At 44.5% G+C, this 20,285-nt stretch carries 15 protein-coding genes; 12 read left to right on the top strand and 3 right to left on the bottom strand.

All coding sequences use genetic code 11. From position 1 onward, the window contains the following. Nucleotides 1–60 precede the first annotated feature (60 nt). On the bottom strand, nucleotides 61–4,506 hold the full coding sequence (locus MHI15_RS11725) for a DUF5057 domain-containing protein (RefSeq protein WP_341164432.1): 4,446 nt from the start codon (nucleotides 4,504–4,506) through the stop codon (nucleotides 61–63). 364 nt (nucleotides 4,507–4,870) lie between these two features. Between MHI15_RS11725 and MHI15_RS11720 the strand changes: the two genes are divergently transcribed. The 8 genes from MHI15_RS11720 to MHI15_RS11685 all read left to right on the top strand — a co-directional run bounded on the left by MHI15_RS11720 (nucleotide 4,871) and on the right by MHI15_RS11685 (nucleotide 13,363). Then, on the top strand, nucleotides 4,871–6,535 hold the full coding sequence (locus MHI15_RS11720; RefSeq protein WP_341164431.1) for a GspE/PulE family protein: 1,665 nt from the start codon (nucleotides 4,871–4,873) through the stop codon (nucleotides 6,533–6,535). A 43-nt stretch (nucleotides 6,536–6,578) separates the two neighbouring features. After that, nucleotides 6,579–7,628, top strand: a complete 1,050-nt coding sequence (locus MHI15_RS11715; protein WP_341164430.1) for a type IV pilus twitching motility protein PilT — start codon at nucleotides 6,579–6,581, stop codon at nucleotides 7,626–7,628. Further along, nucleotides 7,628–8,833: a type II secretion system F family protein gene (locus MHI15_RS11710; protein ID WP_076123841.1), complete on the top strand. Its 1,206-nt coding sequence runs from the start codon at nucleotides 7,628–7,630 to the stop codon at nucleotides 8,831–8,833. The genes MHI15_RS11715 and MHI15_RS11710 overlap by 1 nt, the downstream gene beginning before the upstream one ends. Nucleotides 8,834–9,023: 190 nt before the next feature. Then, entirely contained in the window at nucleotides 9,024–9,503 is a 480-nt protein-coding gene (locus tag MHI15_RS11705; protein ID WP_341164429.1) for a prepilin-type N-terminal cleavage/methylation domain-containing protein, read from the top strand. Nucleotides 9,504–9,608: 105 nt separating this feature from the next. Further along, the gene (locus MHI15_RS11700) at nucleotides 9,609–10,358 is read left to right on the top strand and encodes a prepilin peptidase (protein ID WP_341164428.1); all 750 of its coding nucleotides are present in this window, start codon (nucleotides 9,609–9,611) and stop codon (nucleotides 10,356–10,358) included. A 15-nt stretch (nucleotides 10,359–10,373) separates the two neighbouring features. After that, nucleotides 10,374–11,975, top strand: coding sequence for a pilus assembly protein PilM (gene pilM, locus MHI15_RS11695; RefSeq protein WP_341164427.1), 1,602 nt, complete (start codon nucleotides 10,374–10,376; stop codon nucleotides 11,973–11,975). After that, nucleotides 11,959–12,564 carry a type 4a pilus biogenesis protein PilO gene (gene pilO, locus MHI15_RS11690; protein ID WP_341164426.1) on the top strand — a complete coding sequence of 202 codons (606 nt, stop codon included), beginning with the start codon at nucleotides 11,959–11,961 and terminating at the stop codon, nucleotides 12,562–12,564. The genes pilM and pilO overlap by 17 nt, the downstream gene beginning before the upstream one ends. A gap of 196 nt (nucleotides 12,565–12,760) precedes the next feature. Further along, complete coding sequence (locus MHI15_RS11685) at nucleotides 12,761–13,363, top strand: DL-endopeptidase inhibitor IseA family protein (RefSeq protein ID WP_051491029.1); 603 nt, start codon at nucleotides 12,761–12,763, stop codon at nucleotides 13,361–13,363. Nucleotides 13,364–13,400: 37 nt separating this feature from the next. On the opposite strand, the gene MHI15_RS11680 is transcribed toward MHI15_RS11685, so the two are convergent. Together MHI15_RS11680 and MHI15_RS11675 are read right to left on the bottom strand one after the other, a co-directional pair. Further along, the gene (locus MHI15_RS11680; RefSeq protein WP_076182146.1) at nucleotides 13,401–13,808 is read right to left on the bottom strand and encodes a CBS domain-containing protein; all 408 of its coding nucleotides are present in this window, start codon (nucleotides 13,806–13,808) and stop codon (nucleotides 13,401–13,403) included. Nucleotides 13,809–13,961: 153 nt separating this feature from the next. Next, nucleotides 13,962–15,389, bottom strand: coding sequence for a VanW family protein (locus MHI15_RS11675; protein ID WP_076279160.1), 1,428 nt, complete (start codon nucleotides 15,387–15,389; stop codon nucleotides 13,962–13,964). A 342-nt stretch (nucleotides 15,390–15,731) separates the two neighbouring features. On the opposite strand from MHI15_RS11675, the gene ftsE reads away from it, so the two are divergent. The 4 genes from ftsE (at nucleotide 15,732) to MHI15_RS11655 (ending at nucleotide 20,240) form a co-directional block, all read left to right on the top strand. Beyond that, entirely contained in the window at nucleotides 15,732–16,418 is a 687-nt protein-coding gene (gene ftsE / locus MHI15_RS11670; RefSeq protein WP_036678556.1) for a cell division ATP-binding protein FtsE, read from the top strand. Then, a complete protein-coding gene (ftsX, locus tag MHI15_RS11665) occupies nucleotides 16,408–17,322 on the top strand; it encodes a permease-like cell division protein FtsX (protein ID WP_076123828.1) in 915 nt (304 codons plus the stop codon). Before ftsE ends, ftsX begins: the two co-directional genes overlap by 11 nt. 28 nt (nucleotides 17,323–17,350) lie before the next feature. Next, nucleotides 17,351–18,649, top strand: coding sequence for a murein hydrolase activator EnvC family protein (locus MHI15_RS11660; protein WP_076123826.1), 1,299 nt, complete (start codon nucleotides 17,351–17,353; stop codon nucleotides 18,647–18,649). 124 nt (nucleotides 18,650–18,773) lie between these two features. Continuing rightward, nucleotides 18,774–20,240, top strand: a complete 1,467-nt coding sequence (locus MHI15_RS11655; protein WP_076123824.1) for a S41 family peptidase — start codon at nucleotides 18,774–18,776, stop codon at nucleotides 20,238–20,240. Nucleotides 20,241–20,285 lie beyond the last annotated feature (45 nt).

Raw genomic sequence — 20,285 nt, 5'->3', positions numbered from 1 at the left:
AAATGTGGAATATAAAACCCCCGAGTCGCAGTATCTTTGCGACTCGGGGGTTTTGCCTTTTTAGTAACGATCTTCGTTCTCTACAATTACCTCTACAGAGGCTTGGATTTTAGGGTCTTCAATATACGAAACAGTAATAGTGGCTTTCCCTTTCTTTAGACCGATTATTTTACCATCTGCTGAAACCGTTAGGATGGCTGTGTTGCTGCTTGTCCAGAGGAGTTTATCTTTAAAGTCACTTTTGATTAAGCTTTCTGGCCAAAGTACAAGACCGTTATTAAATAAATCTCTGGAATTATCCGGCCCAACTCCTATTTTGAATGGCGCGGGTAATGATAGGTTAGTTAATTTAACACCAATTGCTATTTCTTTAAAGGCTTCAATAACAGTGGAGGATCCTTTTACAATCACTTTGACCTTGACTGATTTGGTAAACACGTAGCCCTTTAACTTTATAGTTTTGTTATCAGGGGTAGGTACGTATGTCGCATAATTACTTCCATCCCCTTCCAGGCTCCATACGTATTCAACCGGATCGGAATTCTCTACAGGTTGAACGACAGACACATTTAACGGAATTTCGCTTCCAATATTCACAAAAGAATCGCCGTTAATCCTTATCTCACGAACAGGATTAGTAATTTTAATTGTAAGTTCTTCAGTATCGGCTCCATCAGGCTTTCGGGTTGTGTTCACCGTAGCTACAATAGTCACAAATCCAGATCGTTTAGCCTGCAAGGTGGCGTTACTTCCGATGTATGGATCCGGATTCTTGGTTATCGTTGCATCGGCTGAATTAGATCCTGGCTTGATGGACCATTCGTAGCCAGTTATCGTTTCTTCAAAGGGCTCATAGCTCGCTTCGAAGGAAACTTTCTCGCCGACTATAGCGTGATCTGCTCCCTTAATAGTTAAATCAGGTGAAACGACAGTTACTATTGCAGTGGTAGAAACCTTACCTCCATCATTTCTTATATCTCTTGCCGTAATTACTAGTGTTGCTGCTCCGGATCTCAAACCTGTAATGACCCCTGTCTCTGTAACTGATACAACATCTGGCTGCATCGATAACCAAATTACTTCTTTATTGTTTGCATCTTCAGGCGTTATAACCGGTAGAAGTTTCAGCTCACTACCTACCCGAATCCGAGTATCTTGAAGTTGAATATTCGCTACTTTAACGATCGCTTCAAAGGAGATCGGCGAGAAGCTTATTGTTACTCGGTCCCGTATGACTGGTGTCGGGTTCGGTAAATTCCCAGTGAATGAAGATAACTCAATACTGTGCCCACCATTATATGGAGAGATGGATTTTCCGATTACCGAGCCAACAATATCACCTGTAAAAGATATATTTGCTAATGGAGCCAGAATTGAACCATAGATTTTGTATCCATGTAGGTTCAATGAAGTAGCTTCATAAAAATTGTATAAAACGTTATTACTGAGCACTCCTTCGAGGGTATTGGAGCCATTGCTGACGGTTACATTCTGTCCAGGAATATTGACAACAGTAGTGGAACTAGGTGGTGTATTAATGTTCAGACTTTTAATATTTCCATTGATTGGTGTTACATAAAAGACGTTAAGGTTAGGATCAATTCCTTTTAGAGTGATGGTGTGCTCCGGACCTGTTGGTTTGGCAGTCTCGGGTAATGCTGCATACGATAATGAGCGACTTTTCAGGACTTTCGCAACCTCAGCGAAATTAATGAACTTATCTTTATGCATGGTTTGGTTGAGGAGATAATCTGGAGCAGTTATACTACCTCCGTAATAAGCCATCCCATTCAGTGTACCGTCATTTAAGGTCAGGTTTCCTCCTGCCACAATAGTCGCAGTAGTATCGGTATTTGTTAATGATTTCCCTACACCAAAAGAACTGATGTGTATATTCCCACCTGCTGCTATGCGCCAGTTATTGGTGAATCCAAAGTTTCGAAAATCAATGTTCTCTAGCATAAAGATTGAATAATCATTAGCTATGCCGAGTGAAGTAATTGGAGCATTGGAACCAGGAAATGTAAGCATCTCAGCATGGATATCCTCATAAGTAATCTTTGAATTATCTAGCAGGTATAACTTCTTTTCCTGCGGAACTGCTGTAAGACTAAAAGTGATAGTAGTTCTGTTTTCTGGCGTATAAGATTTGACGTTGTTACTCTCGGTTAACTTGTAAGTGATGTTTCCTAGATTTTTTCTTAAAGTATATCCTGTGCTTAAAGTACCGCTCTTGGTCATACCATTCGGGAGAGGTTCGCTAAATTCCAAATTCGGAGGGAACTTTTCTTCAAACTGAACGTCTGAAATCACTAGGTTATTAATTCCTTGTTCACCGGGATCAACAGCAAGATAGGGAACAGAGTTTGGCGTTACAGTGTACGTAAATATAATCGGCTTACCCTTCTCAACAGTAGCGGAAGGCTGTGTACGTTGAATCGTGAGGTTCGAATCGATCTTTTGTACAGTCACGTTTACGATTTTAGTTGAGAGTGCGCCTTGTTTGTCCCAAGCAGTAATCTCGATTTGAAGATTTCCACCTGCAGGGAGAGGGTTGTTAAAAGCCTGAGTAACTGTCTCTCCAGAAAAAATTGCCTTCTCGTTCATTATGTAGCCGGCAATTACATTGTCGTTTTGTTTAAACTTTACACTGGTAAATAGGTTCTTGTCCTTCAAATCCCAGTCATCGACTGTATAACTGACGACCAGTTGGTTCTGATACGAAGGCTTTATGCTGTTGTCAGTGGGTGTGTGCACTGTGATTTCTGGAGCATGATTAGCACCTGTAAATGCACGGTACATTGTATTTACGAACAACTTTTGTTCCCACTTTGGGAAAGACGTTGCTTCAGTTTTTTTATAAGACGTTCCAATGATATGTCCGGTTCCTGAGTAAGTTACATTTCCTTTAGAATACGTATAGTAATGGTTCCAGCTATCATTGCTATCTCGGTTACTACCAGTGATATTGTACCAAGGGGTCACTGAGGGGTCCTCTAAGTCAAGGGTGAAATATTGATTATGTGTACTGGCTACAGTATTCCTACCATCTTGAACACTTAAATTAAAAGGATATTGTGTGAGTAACCCATCATTCACAGGAGTAATTGATGTTGATGTGCTTGGAGCATTTAATCCCAAGTTGGTCTGAGGGGTGGTTTGACCGGTAATTCCTTGGAACTTCTTCGTCCATTGGCTGCTATTGTTGTTGCTGGTATTAATATAAATAGTATCGTGAGTGAACATGGCAGATTGTTTAGTTTCATTTATGAATTTTAATACGGCATCCGCCGAAAGTTCGTTAATTGGAGCTTTTTCATTGTATATATCCCGGAATCCAAATAGGAGCATGTCGTATGTGCCATTCAAACCGTATTTTGGTGTAGAACTTTCCTTATTCTTAATGTAATCGTTGAATTGAGTCATTGTTTTTGTATCGATAACCAGTTCGTAGTCTTTGTCTAGACTATTTAGAAAACTGGAATCCATAACTAATTCATTATTAATGAGTTGGCTGTCATTATTTCCATCAGGTAATATCTGCAATACATTAACCATCGTCTTCTTACCCTTAAATTGAATAGTACCGGTAGTGAAATCACTTAGAACCTTTTGATTCAAAGAATCTACTGCCTCTAGCTTCCAATATAATAGACCTGAATAAGTTTTAGGAAGCTTATATTTGATTTCACCGGTTGGCGAAGTGCTCAAGGACGTGGTAGCAACGACTTGATCTTCAGTCATTTTTATGGACTTATCTAAGCCCAGATAGAGCTTAACAAGTATAGGATTCGTTCCTAAATTAACATTTGAAACATTGAACTTGAATGTGAGCTCGTCGCCGGGCGTATAGATCTTGGGCACAGTCGCACCGTATTCGATAATTTGACTCTTGTTAGTAATGTTTAGTTGAGGTCTTTGCTTCATTTTGGACAAATAAGTGGAATTACTTTTTTTCAATTCGGAGATAAAGGCATTTAACTCAGAATCATTGAAGAATAGAACATTTGATTTTGGTGTTAATGTCCGGTAGGTATTGAAGGTGTTGTACAATATTCCGCGTTGGTTAGTTGTTTGCGTATCAAACGGCTCTTTGTTGAGTAATACGTAAAGTCCTTTATTAATAAAATAGTCGGTAATTTCTTTGGCTTTCAGGGCAGTTATGTCATTCATAACTGCTTTGGTATTATGATCTTTTCCGGAGACCCCACTTGTACTGTAAGTCCCCTTCCCGATATATACCGCATCATATCTCCCGTCCAGATCATCCCGCAGCGCCACAAAGCGCTTCATACTCATCGTGTCGATGGTAAGGTTAGATATTCCCGTTTTTAGAGACGCAAGCTCACTAACCCCACTCTCTGTAACCTCCAGCATACGAATTTGGTATTCATTAGAACTGGCATCGACATTCATAAAGTGATTTTTGATTGGCAGAACAAGCAGAAGGAGAAGCAGGGTAGTTACTGTAAAAATAAAAACTTTTTTGTTACTGGCAAGTTTCATTGTCATCTCTCCCTGATTGTTAACTATTGGCAGATATGGTCGTATTCCGTCTCGTATATGCTAGATTCCGACAGCCTTTTTCATTCCGTGTCGTTGTAAAATTATCCAATCTATGTTATATACATTCTAGGACATTCAGCATTGATAGACAACATAAATCTATTGAAATATACCTATTAAATTATAACTAAAGTCCTAGTTAGATTGAAAAATACTCAAAATTGACAAATTTATGGAAGGTATATTTATGGTAATTATATCTTTCGTTTTTGAGTGAATTTTGCTGGGAGTTTGATTTCTATTTCTATAAAAAATATCCATTATTTCAGCCGGCATAAATAACGGCATACGGAGATGAATAGACTTGGCTATCGCGAAAAAGAGACTGGGAGACTTGCTGGTAGAAAATAATATTATTTCGCAGGATCAGTTGCTTGAGGCTCTCGCGGAACAGCGTAAGAGTAAACGTAAGCTCGGCGATCTGCTAATCTCTCAAGGCTATATCACGGAGCAGCAGCTGATTGAAGTGCTTGAATTTCAACTCGGCATCCCGCATGTCAGTTTATTTAAATACCAGATAGATCCCGCAATCACGCAGATTATCCCTGAAAGTATGGCTAAGCGATATCAGGTGCTTCCATTCTTAAAAGAGGGTGGCAAGCTGATGGTTGCGATGGCGGACCCGCTGGATTATTTTGCGATAGAAGATTTACGAATGAGTACTGGTTTTCGGATCGAACCCGCTATTTCTACGAGAGATGAGCTGCAGCGGGCGATTGCGCGTCACTATGGCATGCGCGATTCTATGAATCAGATGCTGGTAGAACTTCCGACACAGGAAGAAATAGAGGAGACCGAGATTACAGATGAGGACTCTCCAATCGTACGTTTGGTCAACCAGATGATTCAGCAGGCAGTTGCCCTGCGGGCGTCTGATATACATATGGATCCAGGTGAAAATAATTTAACCATCCGCTACCGCATTGACGGAACCTTACGGACAGAGCGGATTATTCCTAAGCAAATGCAGGGCTTTATCACCGCCCGTCTGAAAATAATGGCCCGCCTGAATATCGCAGAACGGCGTTTGCCGCAGGACGGGCGGATCAAAATGCAGTTCGATTACAAAATGGTAGATATTCGTGTGTCTTCATTACCAACGATGCACGGAGAGAAGATTGTGCTGCGGCTGCTAGATTTAAGCACAGGGGTCAAATCCGTAGATGCTTTGGGATTCAGTGAGGGGAATGCAGAAGTTTTTAAGGAGATGATAGCTCGTCCTTATGGGATTTTGCTAATCACGGGCCCTACAGGTAGCGGAAAAACAACAACTTTATATTCAGCGTTAAATCAACTTAATGTAGAAAGCGCAAATATTATCACAGTCGAAGATCCAGTGGAATACCAGCTTGAAGGAGTAAATCAGGTGCACGTAAACTCGGCTATTGGACTAACCTTTGCAGCTGGGCTACGTTCGATTCTTCGACAAGATCCGAATATCGTAATGGTCGGTGAGATACGGGATGCTGAAACTGCTGAAATTGCTGTTCGCGCCTCATTAACGGGTCATCTAGTGTTGTCTACTTTACATACAAACGATGCGATTAGCTCCGTCTCCCGATTGCGGGATATGGGGGTAGAACCTTATTTGATCGCTTCTTCGCTGATTGGTGTGGTAGCACAGCGGCTGGTGCGCAAAATTTGCACTGACTGCAAAGAAACCTACAAACCATCTGAACAGGAAGCAATTATGCTACGTAGCTTAGGACTACCTGTGGAAGCATTACAGCGTGGACGCGGCTGTGGTAGCTGTAACAATTCTGGCTATCGTGGACGAATAGCGATTCATGAAGTACTCAGTATTGATGATCACTTACGGCAGCTCATTACAAACACTGCCTCAGTAGAGGAACTGCGTGCAGCAGGTAAAGCGCGAGGGCTTGTTCAACTGATGGATGACGGACTACTCAAGGTCAGTCAAGGAATTACAACGCTTCAAGAAGTCATGCGCGAGACGGTCTCACATTAGAGGTTAACAGCGATTTAGCATTCTAACTTAGGGGGAGCGGCTAATGCCAACGTATACGCGGGATATTAGACAACTATTACAAACGGCTTACTCCTCCAAAGCTTCTGACTTACATATTTCCGTAGGATCACCGCCGGTTATTCGGATGGATGGAAAGCTGCACTCGCTTGAGGGTGAGTCCGTGGTTGCTGAAGAAGCGGCAGATATGGCCAAAATGCTACTTGGTAATGAACGAATTGAAGCATTTCGGAATGCGGGCGAGTTGGATTTTTCATATCCGCTTGATGGTGGGGGAAGATTCCGGGTGAACGTTTATCGTCAGCGGGGCGAGGTTAGTATCGCCGCCCGGGCCATTCCTGCAGAGATTCCGAGTCTGGAACAGCTGTCGATGCCTTCGATTTTAACTACTTTGTCGCTTAAGCCACAAGGTCTAATTTTGGTTACAGGACCCACAGGCAGCGGCAAATCTTCTACGCTTGCAGCTATGCTGAATTATATTAACCAGACGGAGAGCAAGCATATAGTGACGTTGGAAGATCCGATAGAATTTCTACATAACCATGGAACCTGTCTAGTAGATCAACGTGAAGTGGGAAGTGATACGGCTAGTTTTGCTAATGGATTGCGTGCTGCCTTACGTCAGGATCCGGATGTCATTCTCGTTGGTGAGATGCGGGATTTGGAGACCATTTCAGCAGCGGTTACGGCCGCAGAGACAGGTCATCTTGTGATGGCAACTTTACACACAACAGACGCACCACAGACGATTGACCGAATTATCGACGCTTTTCCGGGCCATCAGCAGGGACAGATTCGTTCACAACTAGCATCAGTGCTGCTGGCAGTAGTCAGTCAGCGGTTGTTCCCAAGGGCTGGAGGTCGGGGGCGTTTATGCGCTACGGAAATTTTGATCAATACACCAGCCGTAGCCAATCTTATTCGTACCGAAAAAACACATCAGATCAAAAATGTGATGCAAACGGGACGCTCACAAGGCTTGCACACCTTGGACATGAGCATCCGTGACTATTTATCGCAGGGGCTTATTGATCCAACAGCAGCTAAGGCGTTTATGGCGGAGGTGAGCAGCTGATGCCTCTTTTTGAATATCAGGTGAAGACATCCGCAGGCAAATCTATCAAAGGGAAACTAACGGCAACCGATAAACCTACGGCGATGGAGGAGCTACGCAAGCGGGGACTTACGGTATTTTCACTGATTGAACGCAAAACCACAATTTTATCGATGGACATTTATATTGGTAATCCCGTTAAGCCGATTCATTTCATCATTTATTGCAGGCAGTTTGCCACGCTTATGCGGGCGGGGGTATCGATTGTGGATGCAACGCGTATTTTGGCAGAGCAGACCGAGAGTAAGCCACTGCGCAAAGCGTTAGTAGATGTTAATTCCAGCCTGATGCGCGGGATATCGTTTTCACAAGCCGTTCAGGATCATAAAAAAATCTTCCCGCAGCTATTTGTCAGTATGATCCGTGCCGGTGAGGAATCCGGTGATATTGAGGGGACGTTGGACAGGTTGGCTATGTTTTTTGAGAAACAGCACACCACGACAGAGAAGATAAAATCAGCGCTTACGTACCCGATTACCGTAGGGGTTATGGCGATTGCCGCGGTTATCTATCTACTTTGGGCGATTGTGCCGCAATTTGTGACCATGTTCGAATCGATGGATGCCGAGCTTCCGGCAATTACACAGATGGTCTTGGCACTTAGCAAAAGCATTCAAGGTCAATGGTATTTCTGGATACTCGGAGTACTCCTCCTAGTGATAGCTTTTCAGATTACAAAACGTACGGAAAAGGGTGCTTACGCTCTGGATTATGCCAAGCTTAAGATACCTGTGTTTGGTAAGCTGAATCAAAAAGGCTCGATTGCTCAGTTTACGCGCACATTTTCTTCTCTTTATGCCAGCTCTGTACCGATCCTACAGTCCTTGGTGATTGTTGAGGAGGTAGCAGGAAATAAGGTCATCGGGAAATTCATCCGTAGTGCAGGCGATTCGCTAAGACAAGGAAATCCACTATCTGAGCCGCTAAAAAAAGCTTGGGTCTTTCCGCCACTAGTTACGCAGATGATAGCGATTGGCGAAGAGACAGGGGCGCTCGACACGATGTTGTCCAAGGTAGCTGATTTTTATGAGATGGACGTGGAGAATACCGTCGACCGTCTGAAATCGCTGCTTGAACCGCTGCTGATTGCTTTTTTAGCTGCTGTTGTAGGTGTCATTGTAGCTGCCATTATGCTGCCGATGTTCAGTCTGTACGGTAATATGTGAACCTCTTGGTTCCTTGTATATATTGAGAGGGGTGACGCCGGGGAGGCGGGGCAAGATCCACGAACTTACGCTGGCGATTAGACGACGATGGACGAGCTGTTTCCGTAAGCACAAGAAAGCTGATGCTGGATTCACTGAAATTAAGAATATAAGTTTTATCACTCACACACCACTTAGAGGGGGAAATCAAATGTTAGCACAAGCCATTAAGAGAAGATTAAGCAAAGAGGAAAATCAAAAGGGGTTTACGCTGATTGAGTTGCTGGCGGTTATCGTTATTTTGGGGATTATTGCGGTAATTGCAATTCCGATGATTGGTGGAATTATTAATAAATCAAAAACGGATGCAGATTTAGCAACTGCTCGACAGCTTTATGATGCATCTCGTATGTATATTATGGGTGAATTAGATGGAGATTTTAAAGATAAGACAGTAACTCTTGAAGCACTTAAGGATAAAAAATATATTGATCAGACTCTTGTTTTGCCTAGTACAAAAAAATCGTTAGATGGTAAAAAAACCACAATAGTATATACTTCGGGCGGAGTACTTCAAAAAGTAACATTAGATCCGGTTCCTACGGGTGAGAGTGGTGAATATTCCGCTGATAAGGTGCTTAGTGCAGAGCCAGCAGCGTCACCAACACCAACACCAGCGTCTGGTAGCTAACAGGAGTATCTAATTAATCTCTATAAATTTAAACTTACAATCTATCCTAAGGAATCGGACTTCCCGATTCCTTTTTTAAAATCCAGAAGCTAACAGAGGACAGCCATGACGATATTTATCGCAAGTTACATCACATTACTGGGCCTGATTCTAGGCTCCTTCTATAACGTAGTGGCGCTGCGGGTGCCGGCCAAGGAATCCTTGCTTAATCCGCCGTCACATTGTCCGAACTGCAATACGCGGCTGAAAGCGCGGGATTTGCTTCCGGTGGTAAGCTACCTGCTGTCAGGAGGCAAGTGCCGATACTGCGGCACAAGGATTTCGCCATTATACCCGCTTGGAGAAGCGGCAACGGGTTTGCTTTTTTTATGGGTGTATTTGCAATTTGGCCTGACGGGTAAGGGAATCATCGGGTTCATTCTTGTGAGTTTAGCGGTTATCGTGACGGTTGCAGATTTGAAGTACATGCTGATTCCCAACAAGGTATTGTTGTTGTTTTTACCGCTGCTGCTGATTTTTGTACTGCTATTTCCAGAAGGACCGATATGGCATCATCTGCTAGGAGCTGTGCTTGGGGGAGGGGGCCTTATCCCTTTTGTTCTATTAGGTGGCATGGGGGCTGGAGATGTGAAGTTATTTGCGCTGCTGGGCTTGGTGATTGGCTTTCCGAATGTGATTTTGGCCTTTTTTGTGGCTTGTCTGCTTGGGAGCGTGGTGGGCGGACTGCTGATGCTGCTCGGTGTGATCAAACGTAAACAGCCGGTACCCTTCGGCCCATGGTTAGCTATAGGAGCTTTAATTAGTTTTGGATATGGTTCATACATCATCGGCGCGTATCTCTCGCTCATCGGATAGGAGGACATCGATCACATGCTTGGATTAGGCCCCAAAGTGGCCGGACTTTCAATTGAAGCTGCCGGAATCCGTTATATTAGTTTTAAGAATAAACAGTCATGGGAAGTCCGTAAAAAACGGTTTCTCCCGCTCCTTCCAGGCATGATCATTGAGAATCAGGTGGCGGATAGCGAGGCGCTTTATGATCGGGTAAGGCAGTGGGTGAAGAAGGAAGGGTTAAGGGGAAGTAAGGTTTCTTTGTCCATTCCACCTTCGCAGATCATTATCCGCAAAATGAGTATTCCTAGTACCAACGACAAACAGGTAGAACAACTGGTGAAGCTGGAAGTGGAGACGGGACTGCATCTACCTTTTGAAAATCCTGTCTACGACTATGTAACGCTCGAAGTGGATGAGGAGCAAAGTCACCTGCTCGTATTTGCTGCTCCGCGAAAATCGATTCAGGATTACGTAGAAATTCTGGAGCGGGCGGGTCTTCGGATAAGTAGTGTCGAAATTTCGGCAACCGCCTTAGCGCGTGCTATAACCACTGGGCACGGGGAGAGCTTTGCGGAGACGATGCTGATTAATATGGAGCCATCGGTAATGGACATTTATATGTTCAGAAACGGGAATCCGGTCTTCATTCGTACGATAAACTTACTTGATCTACATAAAGGAAGAAATTTAGCGGGAATGGATCTTTTGACAGACAGTGAAACCTTGGCAGAAACAGCTGTCGCTGTGGAAGAACATTTATCACCCGAGCAAATGGTGGAAATCACTGCGGAAATCTCCCGTATGCTCAGCTTTTATCAATACAGCTTGCATGACGGTTCCACTCGTATCAACAATTTAGTGATTACGGGCACTCCCTCGATTCGTAAACAACTGGACCTGGAGCTCCAGCAGTCCCTAGCTGAACTTGAAATAACACCAATAAGTCTGGAACAGATGGCTAGTGCTGCTGTTTCTGACCCTGATCTAAATGATTACCGTGTAGCTGCCGGGACCGCTCTAAAAAATAGCATCAACACGGATACGATTGATCTATTGCCGAGAGAAGATCGGGAGACGTTGCTATTTCCTTATGTCACGATGGGGCTTGTAGCGATCTGGCTGCTGGGGATGATCGGAACGGGGATATATTTTTCGGCCAATAAGGGTCAAATCTCTAACGGTAAAGAACAACTGCAAGGCCTGCAGGATCGCAGTTTAATGCTCCAAGTAGAGCTCGCGAAGCTTAAGAACAGCGGACCTGGACAACTGGATCTGAAAGCAGCTATCACAGTGCTTCAGGACAATAAGGTGATTGCTGTCCCTATCTTGGACGAATTAGTGGAAGGATTGCCTAATGAGGCACTAATCCGTGATATTAACTATACCTACCGGACATCTATAGATCTGACTCTAAATGTACCCACTATGGAGGATGCGTCCAACTATTTAAGACAACTTCGCCAAATGTCTTTTACGGCCGATGCCTCTATTCAAAAGCTTACTGAAGGAGCCGCAGATGCCATTTCATACAATGCGTATACGGCTATTTATAAAGTGAACTTAGCAGCGGCTAAGCAGCAAAACAGTGAAACGGATGCCAGCCAAGGGGAGGTGAGCAGCGATGGAACAGATCAATAAATATCGCTCTCCCATCGTACTAGGGGTGTTAATTCTATTCCTGATATTGTTTGCATTCTATATGCTGGGTGTTCAGCCGACCAATAAGGAAATTTCCGCACAGAGCAGCGAGATCAGTCAGTTGGAAAAGGAAGCAGAAATGCTCCAAACCAAAATCAATGAGCTGAAGGGCAGCGGCAATGAGGGAGATCTAGAACAGAAGGAATTACTGGGGGAACTCCCAAAGGGCGATGACAGCGAAGGTCTGATTGTTGATTTGCGGGAGGTTAGCACGTCCTCACAAGCGCGGCTAAAGGATGTTAGTTTTGTTTTGGATGAGGCTAATCCGATTCAGCAAATGACAGGTTCTGCTGAGGTGTCATTCCCGACGGTCAAACAGATCAAAATGACTGCAGTGGTGGAGGGGACATATTCGGGGATACGGCAATGGATGGATGAACTACAAGCCTTACCTCGTATTGTGAATGTAGACTCTTTCAATTTTCAGCAATCCTACGAGAATCGTACTAAGAACAATACGGAGAGTATTTTGACTGCTAACGTAGCTTTTACAGCGTATTATGAGGCCACCGCAGCAGCATCCAATTAGGGTTCTAGTACTACTTTATTTAATTATATTACTCCGCTTTTCCTGTGAATCAGGAGGGTGGAGTTTTTTTATATTTTCAAAAGAGTTGTAATACGTTTTCATTCCTCTGTTTATTGGGTATTTTAGCTTGCGGGGTGCATAAGCTGAAACAGTGGCGATCGCCTGTATTTTTTAGATGAAAGAGGAGGAACTTCAGATGAACAAAAAATGGATGCTTGGTTCGTTGGCCCTTTCCTTAGGCCTTTTATCAGCAGGTAGCGGAGTTATGGCAGCTTCATCATCAGTGGGAAGCTCGGCAATAAAAAATGTGGCTGTGATTGGCACAGGAAAAGAAGGTCCAGCTACCATAAACAATTTGACGGTAAAAAGTGTTGTACCGCTTGTTGTACATGCCAGAGCAATCTATTTCTATACTAGCCGCGGGGGCAACTTTTTCCCGATGGAAACCTTCATGTATAAAGCGCAAGAGTACCGTTACCTTTCCAATGATATTGGGACAAAGGCGAAGCTGATGAATTACATAAAAAAAGCCTACACGCATAATGCAGCAGCTTATTATGTGCAGACTCAATTTTTGGAGCATGAAGGTAGAATGTCACAGGTGAATGCGGATCTTGGAAACTCATTGATGTTTGAAAAAGCCACCGCCCGAATGCTCTCCAAAACTGCAACAACCGCTGAATTTGACTTAACAGTTCCTTATTCGAGCGGGCAGGAAGGCAGTGAGTCGGTGTATGTGAAGCTGAAAAAGGTGAATGGATACTGGAGAATTGATACGTCACCGGATATTCTTTTTTGAGGTAGGTTTAGGGTAGAAGAGGAAAGGTAAAGAGGTTCTACGCTTGGGCGCGGATAAGGTCAGAGGTATATGCAACACCAGCGAATTTACCTTTGCGAGTGATAATGACACAATCATTTTTCATAGGATCTGGGCGGTTCATAGCGAGGCTCAATACCATATCGAGTGGAGTGGAAATATCAAGAATGAGCGGGGTTTTGTTCATAAGCTTCATGGCAGGTTCTCTGTAGAATAGATCTACTCCGGATCTTCCTGTAGCTTTCAAAAAGAAACGTTCGCTCATCAACATTCCTAGGGGTTCATTCATAGCATTGCAGACGACGATACATTTGGATTCTGGATGCTGAAACATGACGCGAAGGGCTTCTCTGCAAGTGCGTGAGGCAAAAATAGCAGGAGCACTGCGGACAATACCAGTAAGATCATTTACAAGAGCTGTTGTCATAGGATGTTCATCCTTTCTGATTATGGGTCTACTTCTAATGTACCCCTGAATCGTAAATTTCAAAGCCGGGTAACGTAAGCTACAGGTAAAATAGATGGCTGGAAAAAATAACCGATCAGACCTTAGGGGCTCTGACCGGTTATTTGTTGTTAGCTATTCACTGCGGACGCCGTCCTCCACCAGCTGCTTTCGGGGGACATCCGGGATTATGGATTTGCTCACGCCTCCACGATTAATGGCGATTAATCGTTTTTGTGCGTAATATACGTCGCGGGACAGTTTATTCACCTCAGTGGATTTACCGTCAACATACTTTGTAATGTAGGTTTCAACAATATATCCGGTTTTCCCATTTTGAATAACGCGTGAGCTGCCACGAGGCAGTGAAGAATCGTTTACGTATTTATCGACTGGTGGGAGTACCTCTACTGTTTTTGAATGAACTTTGTAAGTGACATTTTGCGGAAACGTGCCGAACAGCTTTATGGTCAGTGATTTACCCTGCACAGCTGCTTTAATTATGAGATATTTGCCAGTCGTATTGCGAAAACGAAAGTTGATATAACCTTCAGCGAATGTTGCGTCCTGACCTTTGGGCAAGTAGTTGACGGGCAAGGAATGATTACGGCGTTCCACAATTTCTAGCCCTATACGCAGTGCGGCATTGTAAAGAGTGCTCGACACTTGGCAGATCCCTCCACCAACACCTGCTTGCAGCTTGCCGTTCACAATCACCGGCGCTTCACGGAAGCCGTAATTCACCTTTGCTTTTTCTATAGCTTTTCCATAATCAAAGACGGCTCCAGGCGGGAGAATGGTTCCATCCACAGCTTTGGCAGCAGCTTCCACGTTGTAGCTTCGTCCAGGTCCACTTGCACCTAGAGAGGTGCTGAACTGCATTACTTTTCGCTCGATACCTTGTTCCTTTAATTTCTTTAAAGTTATGTCAGGCTGCAGGATTAACAGAGGGACCTCCATCGTGATTCCCTTCTCCAGCAGGGCATTCAGATGATTAAAGCTGGTGGGGGCAGCTGCTCCTAAGGAAGTCTCCAGAGCTGTCCAATCAACCTCCAGGGAAGTTTTCTCAGAAGTATATACGATTCGGTCATCGCCTGTAATTCGTCGCGTAGCGTCCACTGGTTCACCAAAGGACTCCTTCTCCCAACTGGGACTTAGAATCTTTTGAAATTGTGCGATTTCCAGATGGGTTTCAAGCTTCCACAACTTAGGGAAGTTATAGCGTGCCTTTACCCGCTCCCAAAGCGTTCCTTCGGCAAGCTCTTTTAAGCCCTGCTGAAAAGCAAAGGCTTCATAGCTCAACCCAGTCTTATTAAGGGTTAGGGAGAGATCTGCATTGCCTTCCACTTTTAGCACTAGAGGGACGGTTTCGAGGGCATGCAGCCGTTTATCCAGCTGGGAGCGGACCTCGGTGAGAGTCATGCCTCCGACCTGCCAGCCGGCAAGGGTTGTACCCTTTGGAAGCGTGGTTTTGCTGCCATATAGATGAAGCCCTCCGTAAATACAGGAGCCGATAAGGACGAGTGCGATGACCACTATGAGGGCAGCATGGATTTTTTTCATGATTAATCTCCTTTTGGGGATTTGGATTGCGCTAAGCAGGCGCGGCCCTGTAACAGAACTTAAAGAACACTTCGTGGGATACCGATAATAAATTAGTAAGAAATAAGTAGTCTCTAATAAAGGGAGTTACGACATCTGATAACAGGCACCGCTAGGTGCTTTTTTATATGTATATGTCCAGTCACTACAAAACTTTCGAATAGTCGTGCAGTTACGGGGTACTCAATCAGTTACAGATTTGTTACAATAGATACATTGCGGAAATATTGAAGTTTATGGAAACTTGAGGTGGACAATGTCGATTCGCACAAGTGGAAAATGTCATAATTGGGAAGTGAGAAAATGATTGAAATGCAAGATGTATGGAAAACGTACCCTAACGGAACTCACGCACTGCAAGGAGTTTCAGTGAAAATCGACCGCAATGAATTCGTGTACGTTGTCGGCCCTTCCGGCGCGGGTAAATCTACTTTTATGAAATTGATTTATAGAGAAGAAGTGCCTACCAAAGGACAGATTTCGGTGGGAGGTTTCAATATAGGAAAGCTAAAACCACGCAAAATCCCTTATGTCCGCCGTAATATCGGCGTTGTATTTCAAGATTTTCGGCTTTTGCCCAGAATGACGGCATACGAGAATGTAGCTTTTGCTATGGAAGTTATTGAAGCGCCGAAAAAAGTCATCAAGAAACGTGTGAATGAGGTTCTTGATTTGGTTGGACTGAGAAGTAAAGCGAATCGTGAGCCCTCACAGCTTTCTGGTGGTGAGCAGCAACGGATCGCTATTGCACGGGCTATCGTCAACAATCCTTCTGTTATTATTGCGGACGAGCCTACAGGTAACTTAGACCCCGAGACTTCATGGGGCATTATGCAGCTGCTTGACGAGATTAATTTTCGTGGAACAACGATTGTAATGGCTACCCATAACAGAGATATTGTGAACAAAATGCGCAAAAGGGTGCTTGCGATTGAGAATGGAAACATTGTCAGAGACCAAGCGAGAGGGGAATATGGTTATGAGTTTTAAAACCTTCTTGCGACATGTGCGGGAAGGCTTCAAAAGCGTATTCCGTAATGGCTGGATGTCGATCGCCTCAATCACTTCGATTGTTGTTTCTCTTTTTGTTCTAGGTGTATTTATTCTTCTTGTTCTTAACGTAAATTCTGTAGCTGATGAGGCAGACAGTCAGGTACAGATCAAAGTGCATCTAGCTTTGAATACAGATCAGAAGATGCGTGAGACCCTGCAGACTGAAATTGGCAATATGCCGGAGATCAGCAAGATTACGTTCATCTCCAAGGAACAGGGACTTAAAGATCTCCGCGCAGATATGGGCGAGGAGGCAGCAGAGCTTCTGGAAGGGTTCGATGAAGACAATAACCCGCTTCCAGATACCCTTCAGGTAGAAGTTATTGAACCTACTACCGTTGCTTTTGTGGCTGAGAAGATTCAAGCCCTTAACAAGACACATACCGAACAGCCTATCTACAAAGTGAAATATGGCAAAGGCTCGATAGAAACATTGTTTAAAATCACGCGTGCCGTACGCAACATTGGCTTTATTTTTGTAGCGGGGCTGGCACTTATGTCTATGTTCCTCATCTCCAATACTATTCGGGTAACGATTCTTGCCCGGCGTAAAGAGATTGGGATTATGAAGCTGGTAGGCGCGACAAATTATTTTATTCGTTGGCCTTTCTTTATAGAAGGGGCATTAATTGGACTCATTGGATCATTGATTACTTCGGGTGTTTTATATGCCGGCTACAAGGGTTTGGAATCTTCGATACAGGGAGATCCAATGCTCGGATTGCAGCTGATCCCTTTCAGTGATATTTGGCTGCTGCTCGTAGGTCTGTTAGTTGGACTAGGTGTGTTGATCGGCGTCTGGGGAAGTACGGTTTCTATTCGTAAGTTTTTGAAAGTTTAATTTAAGAGTGAAGGATGGGGAGTGCGAGTTGAAGAAGATTGCCGCCGGACTAGCCGTAATGTTACTAGCTGTCACTATATTCCAACCCTCTGATGGATATGCCAAAAAAACAAGTGTTGCCGAAATCGATAAGCAATTAAAGCAGCTGCAACAAGAGGTGCAGGAAGCTAAGGCGCAGCAAGAGAAAGCGGAGTCCCAAACGCAGGAAGCGCAGCACTATAAGAATAAGACAAATATCAATTTACAATATGTATTGCAGCAAGTGGATCAAGTTAAAGGCAAAATGACCGAAATCTCTAACAAAATTTCCGATACAGAAGAATCTCTTAATGTTACAGCAACGGAATTGGATGAAGCAGAGGCACGAGTGGCCTCAAGAGAAGAACTCTTAGGATCCCGTGTCCGGTTGATGTACACGGATGGAGCGGTATCTTACCTAGATGTTTTGCTCTCATCGACAAGCTTCTCTGATTTTCTGGGCCGCACCGATTCGCTTAAGATGATTGTGGATCAGGATCAGGAGCTGTTAGTCCAACACAAGCTGGACAAGCAGACAGTTGTAGAGAAAAAGCAGGAGCTTGAGGGGCAATATGCTCAAGCCAAGCAGTTATACACCTCCTTGGAAAATCAGAGAAGCCTGCTGAAAGAGAAGGAAGCGGAGAAGCAGGAGCTTATCGCATTTTATGATAAGCAGATTCAAGAAAGCGATGATCTAAGTGAAGAGCAGAATGAGAAGCTGGTTAAGCTGGCAAGCGAACGTTCTGCTTTGGAAACCCAAAAGGATAAGATTAAAGCTGAGGAAGCAGCGCGCAAAGCAGCAGCCGCCAAAGCAGAAGCGGCACGCCGGGCAGCAGCAGCTGCCAAGAAAGCCGCAGCCAGCAAGGCAAGCAGCAGTTCAAGCTCCAGCTCCTCAACTGCGTATGCTGGTGGAGATGGACCCTTCCTGCTCCCTGTAGGCTCGGCAAGAATCTCTTCCTCTTACGGACCACGGACACACCCTATTACGGGGGAGAAGGGGAAAGTACACACCGGGGTAGACTTTGCAGTTCCACAAGGAACCAATATTCATGCGGCTGATTCGGGAACGGTAATCGTAGCTGAATGGTATAGCGGTTATGGATATTGTGTAATTATTGATCATGGCGGCGGAGTTTGGACCCTCTACGGACATATCCGTAAAGGTGGTATCAAGGTTAGTCCTGGGGATAGAGTCAATCGTGGGGATGTGATTGCTGAATCCGGTTCTACAGGTAATTCGACGGGCCCCCATCTCCATTTTGAAGTTCGGATCGACGGCAAGACAGTAAATCCGATGCCTTATCTCTAATTTTTAAGAACTTATAACTCATATTATTTGAGCGTACGGCATATACTGGAAGAGATACCGTACCTTTCAGGACGGACTTATGGAGTTGTTTGCGAGATGGACAAGAAGGGACGGTGGGAACATCATGTTAAAAAAAAGCACAGCGGCGTTTATGATTATCGCCGCCCTGCTATGCGGTAGTCTGGTGACCTTGGGCGTGACGGGTTATAGTCATGTTATTGGACAAGCTGCAGGAGAAGGACTGGCCTCGGCATTGCAGGTTACTGGCCTTCAGCAGAAGGAATCCCAGAAGCTTGGAACGGCTCTCAGTCTGATTGAGAGCAATTACTACGAGACAGTAGATCGGGAGAAGCTGATAGACGGTGCTGTCAACGGTATGATGGAAGCGCTGGGCGATCCTTATTCCAACTATATGGGCAAAGAAACAGCTGAGAAATTCGAAGAAAGCATTGAGGGTTCCTTTTCAGGTATCGGTGCGGAGGTCTCTTCGGATAATGGCAAGGTAGTCGTGGTCTCTCCGATCAAGGGCTCACCTGCTGAGAAAGCTGGGATTCAGGCCAAAGATGTTATTCTGTCCGTTAACGGTGAATCGCTGGAAGGCATGGAGCTGAATGCAGCTGTTGCCAAGATTCGCGGTCCTAAGGGCAGTGAGGCCACTTTGAAAATACAACGTTCCGGCTCTGTAGAGCCACTCGAATTTGTTCTTACCCGGGATGATGTGAAGCTTGAAACAGTCTACGCTACCATGGAAAAAGACAATGTGGGTGTAATCGAGGTTACGCAGTTCTCCCTGAATACCGCAGAACGATTCAAGGAAGAGCTGGAGAAGCTGGAGAAGCAAGGCATGAAGGGACTTGTTATTGACGTCCGTAATGATCCAGGTGGTGTTCTTCCGATTGTTATTGAAATGGCAGAGCAATTCGTTCCAGCTGGCAAATCTATAGTGCAAATAGAATATAAAGACAAAAAACGCGAAGTTAGTACCTCAAAAGGATCGAGTAAAGCTTATCCAGTGGTCGTGCTGATGAATAAAGGTAGCGCAAGTGCTTCGGAAATATTGGCGGGTGCTTTGCAACAGTCGGCAGGAGCTAAGCTGATCGGTGACAATTCTTTCGGTAAAGGTACCGTGCAGACGAGCTTTGACAAACAGCTTGGAGACGGCAGCTTGCTGAAAGTTACCATTGCCAAATGGCTTACGCCAGACGGCACATGGATTCACGGTAAGGGCATTAAACCGGATATCGCGGTAGCGCAGCCGGATTACTTCTCGGTGGCTCCAATTAACAAGAGCGTGGCGCTGCAATATAATATGAACAACGCTGATGTGAAGAGTGCACAGACGATGCTGGACGGTTTGGGTTATAAGCCTGGACGTAAAGATGGCTATTTCGATGCTGGCACTAAGGACGCAGTGAAGAAGTTCCAAAGTACAGCAAAGCTTCAAGTCACAGGCATAATTGACGCCAAGACAGCCGAGGCGCTGGAAGCGGCGCTGATCAAGGTCATTCAAGACCCTGTTCACGACAACCAACGGAATAAAGGGATTGCTGAGATTCAGAAGGAAATTAAGGCGGCAGCGTCGAAAAAGTAAGAAGGCTGAATTCAGCCTTCTTTTTTTCTTTTAGATAAGAAAATG

Source organism: Paenibacillus sp. FSL H7-0918, from assembly GCF_038007025.1.
In the GTDB taxonomy this organism is placed as follows: Bacteria; Bacillota; Bacilli; order Paenibacillales; family Paenibacillaceae; genus Paenibacillus_AQ; species Paenibacillus_AQ odorifer.
This window is presented reverse-complemented; position numbering and strand designations above follow the sequence as displayed.

Bases quoted from the DNA above. Each gene is read 5' to 3' on its own strand.
- MHI15_RS11725 (WP_341164432.1), bottom strand. From the start codon at position 4,506: ATGAAACTTGCCAGTAACAAAAAAGTTTTTATTTTTACAGTAACTACC.
- ftsE (WP_036678556.1), top strand. From the start codon at position 15,732: ATGATTGAAATGCAAGATGTATGGAAAACGTACCCTAACGGAACTCAC.
- MHI15_RS11655 (WP_076123824.1), top strand. From the start codon at position 18,774: ATGTTAAAAAAAAGCACAGCGGCGTTTATGATTATCGCCGCCCTGCTA.
- ftsX (WP_076123828.1), top strand. From the start codon at position 16,408: ATGAGTTTTAAAACCTTCTTGCGACATGTGCGGGAAGGCTTCAAAAGC.
- MHI15_RS11705 (WP_341164429.1), top strand. From the start codon at position 9,024: ATGTTAGCACAAGCCATTAAGAGAAGATTAAGCAAAGAGGAAAATCAA.
- pilM (WP_341164427.1), top strand. From the start codon at position 10,374: ATGCTTGGATTAGGCCCCAAAGTGGCCGGACTTTCAATTGAAGCTGCC.
- MHI15_RS11710 (WP_076123841.1), top strand. From the start codon at position 7,628: ATGCCTCTTTTTGAATATCAGGTGAAGACATCCGCAGGCAAATCTATC.
- MHI15_RS11680 (WP_076182146.1), bottom strand. From the start codon at position 13,808: ATGACAACAGCTCTTGTAAATGATCTTACTGGTATTGTCCGCAGTGCT.
- MHI15_RS11700 (WP_341164428.1), top strand. From the start codon at position 9,609: ATGACGATATTTATCGCAAGTTACATCACATTACTGGGCCTGATTCTA.
- MHI15_RS11715 (WP_341164430.1), top strand. From the start codon at position 6,579: ATGCCAACGTATACGCGGGATATTAGACAACTATTACAAACGGCTTAC.
- MHI15_RS11675 (WP_076279160.1), bottom strand. From the start codon at position 15,389: ATGAAAAAAATCCATGCTGCCCTCATAGTGGTCATCGCACTCGTCCTT.
- pilO (WP_341164426.1), top strand. From the start codon at position 11,959: ATGGAACAGATCAATAAATATCGCTCTCCCATCGTACTAGGGGTGTTA.
- MHI15_RS11685 (WP_051491029.1), top strand. From the start codon at position 12,761: ATGAACAAAAAATGGATGCTTGGTTCGTTGGCCCTTTCCTTAGGCCTT.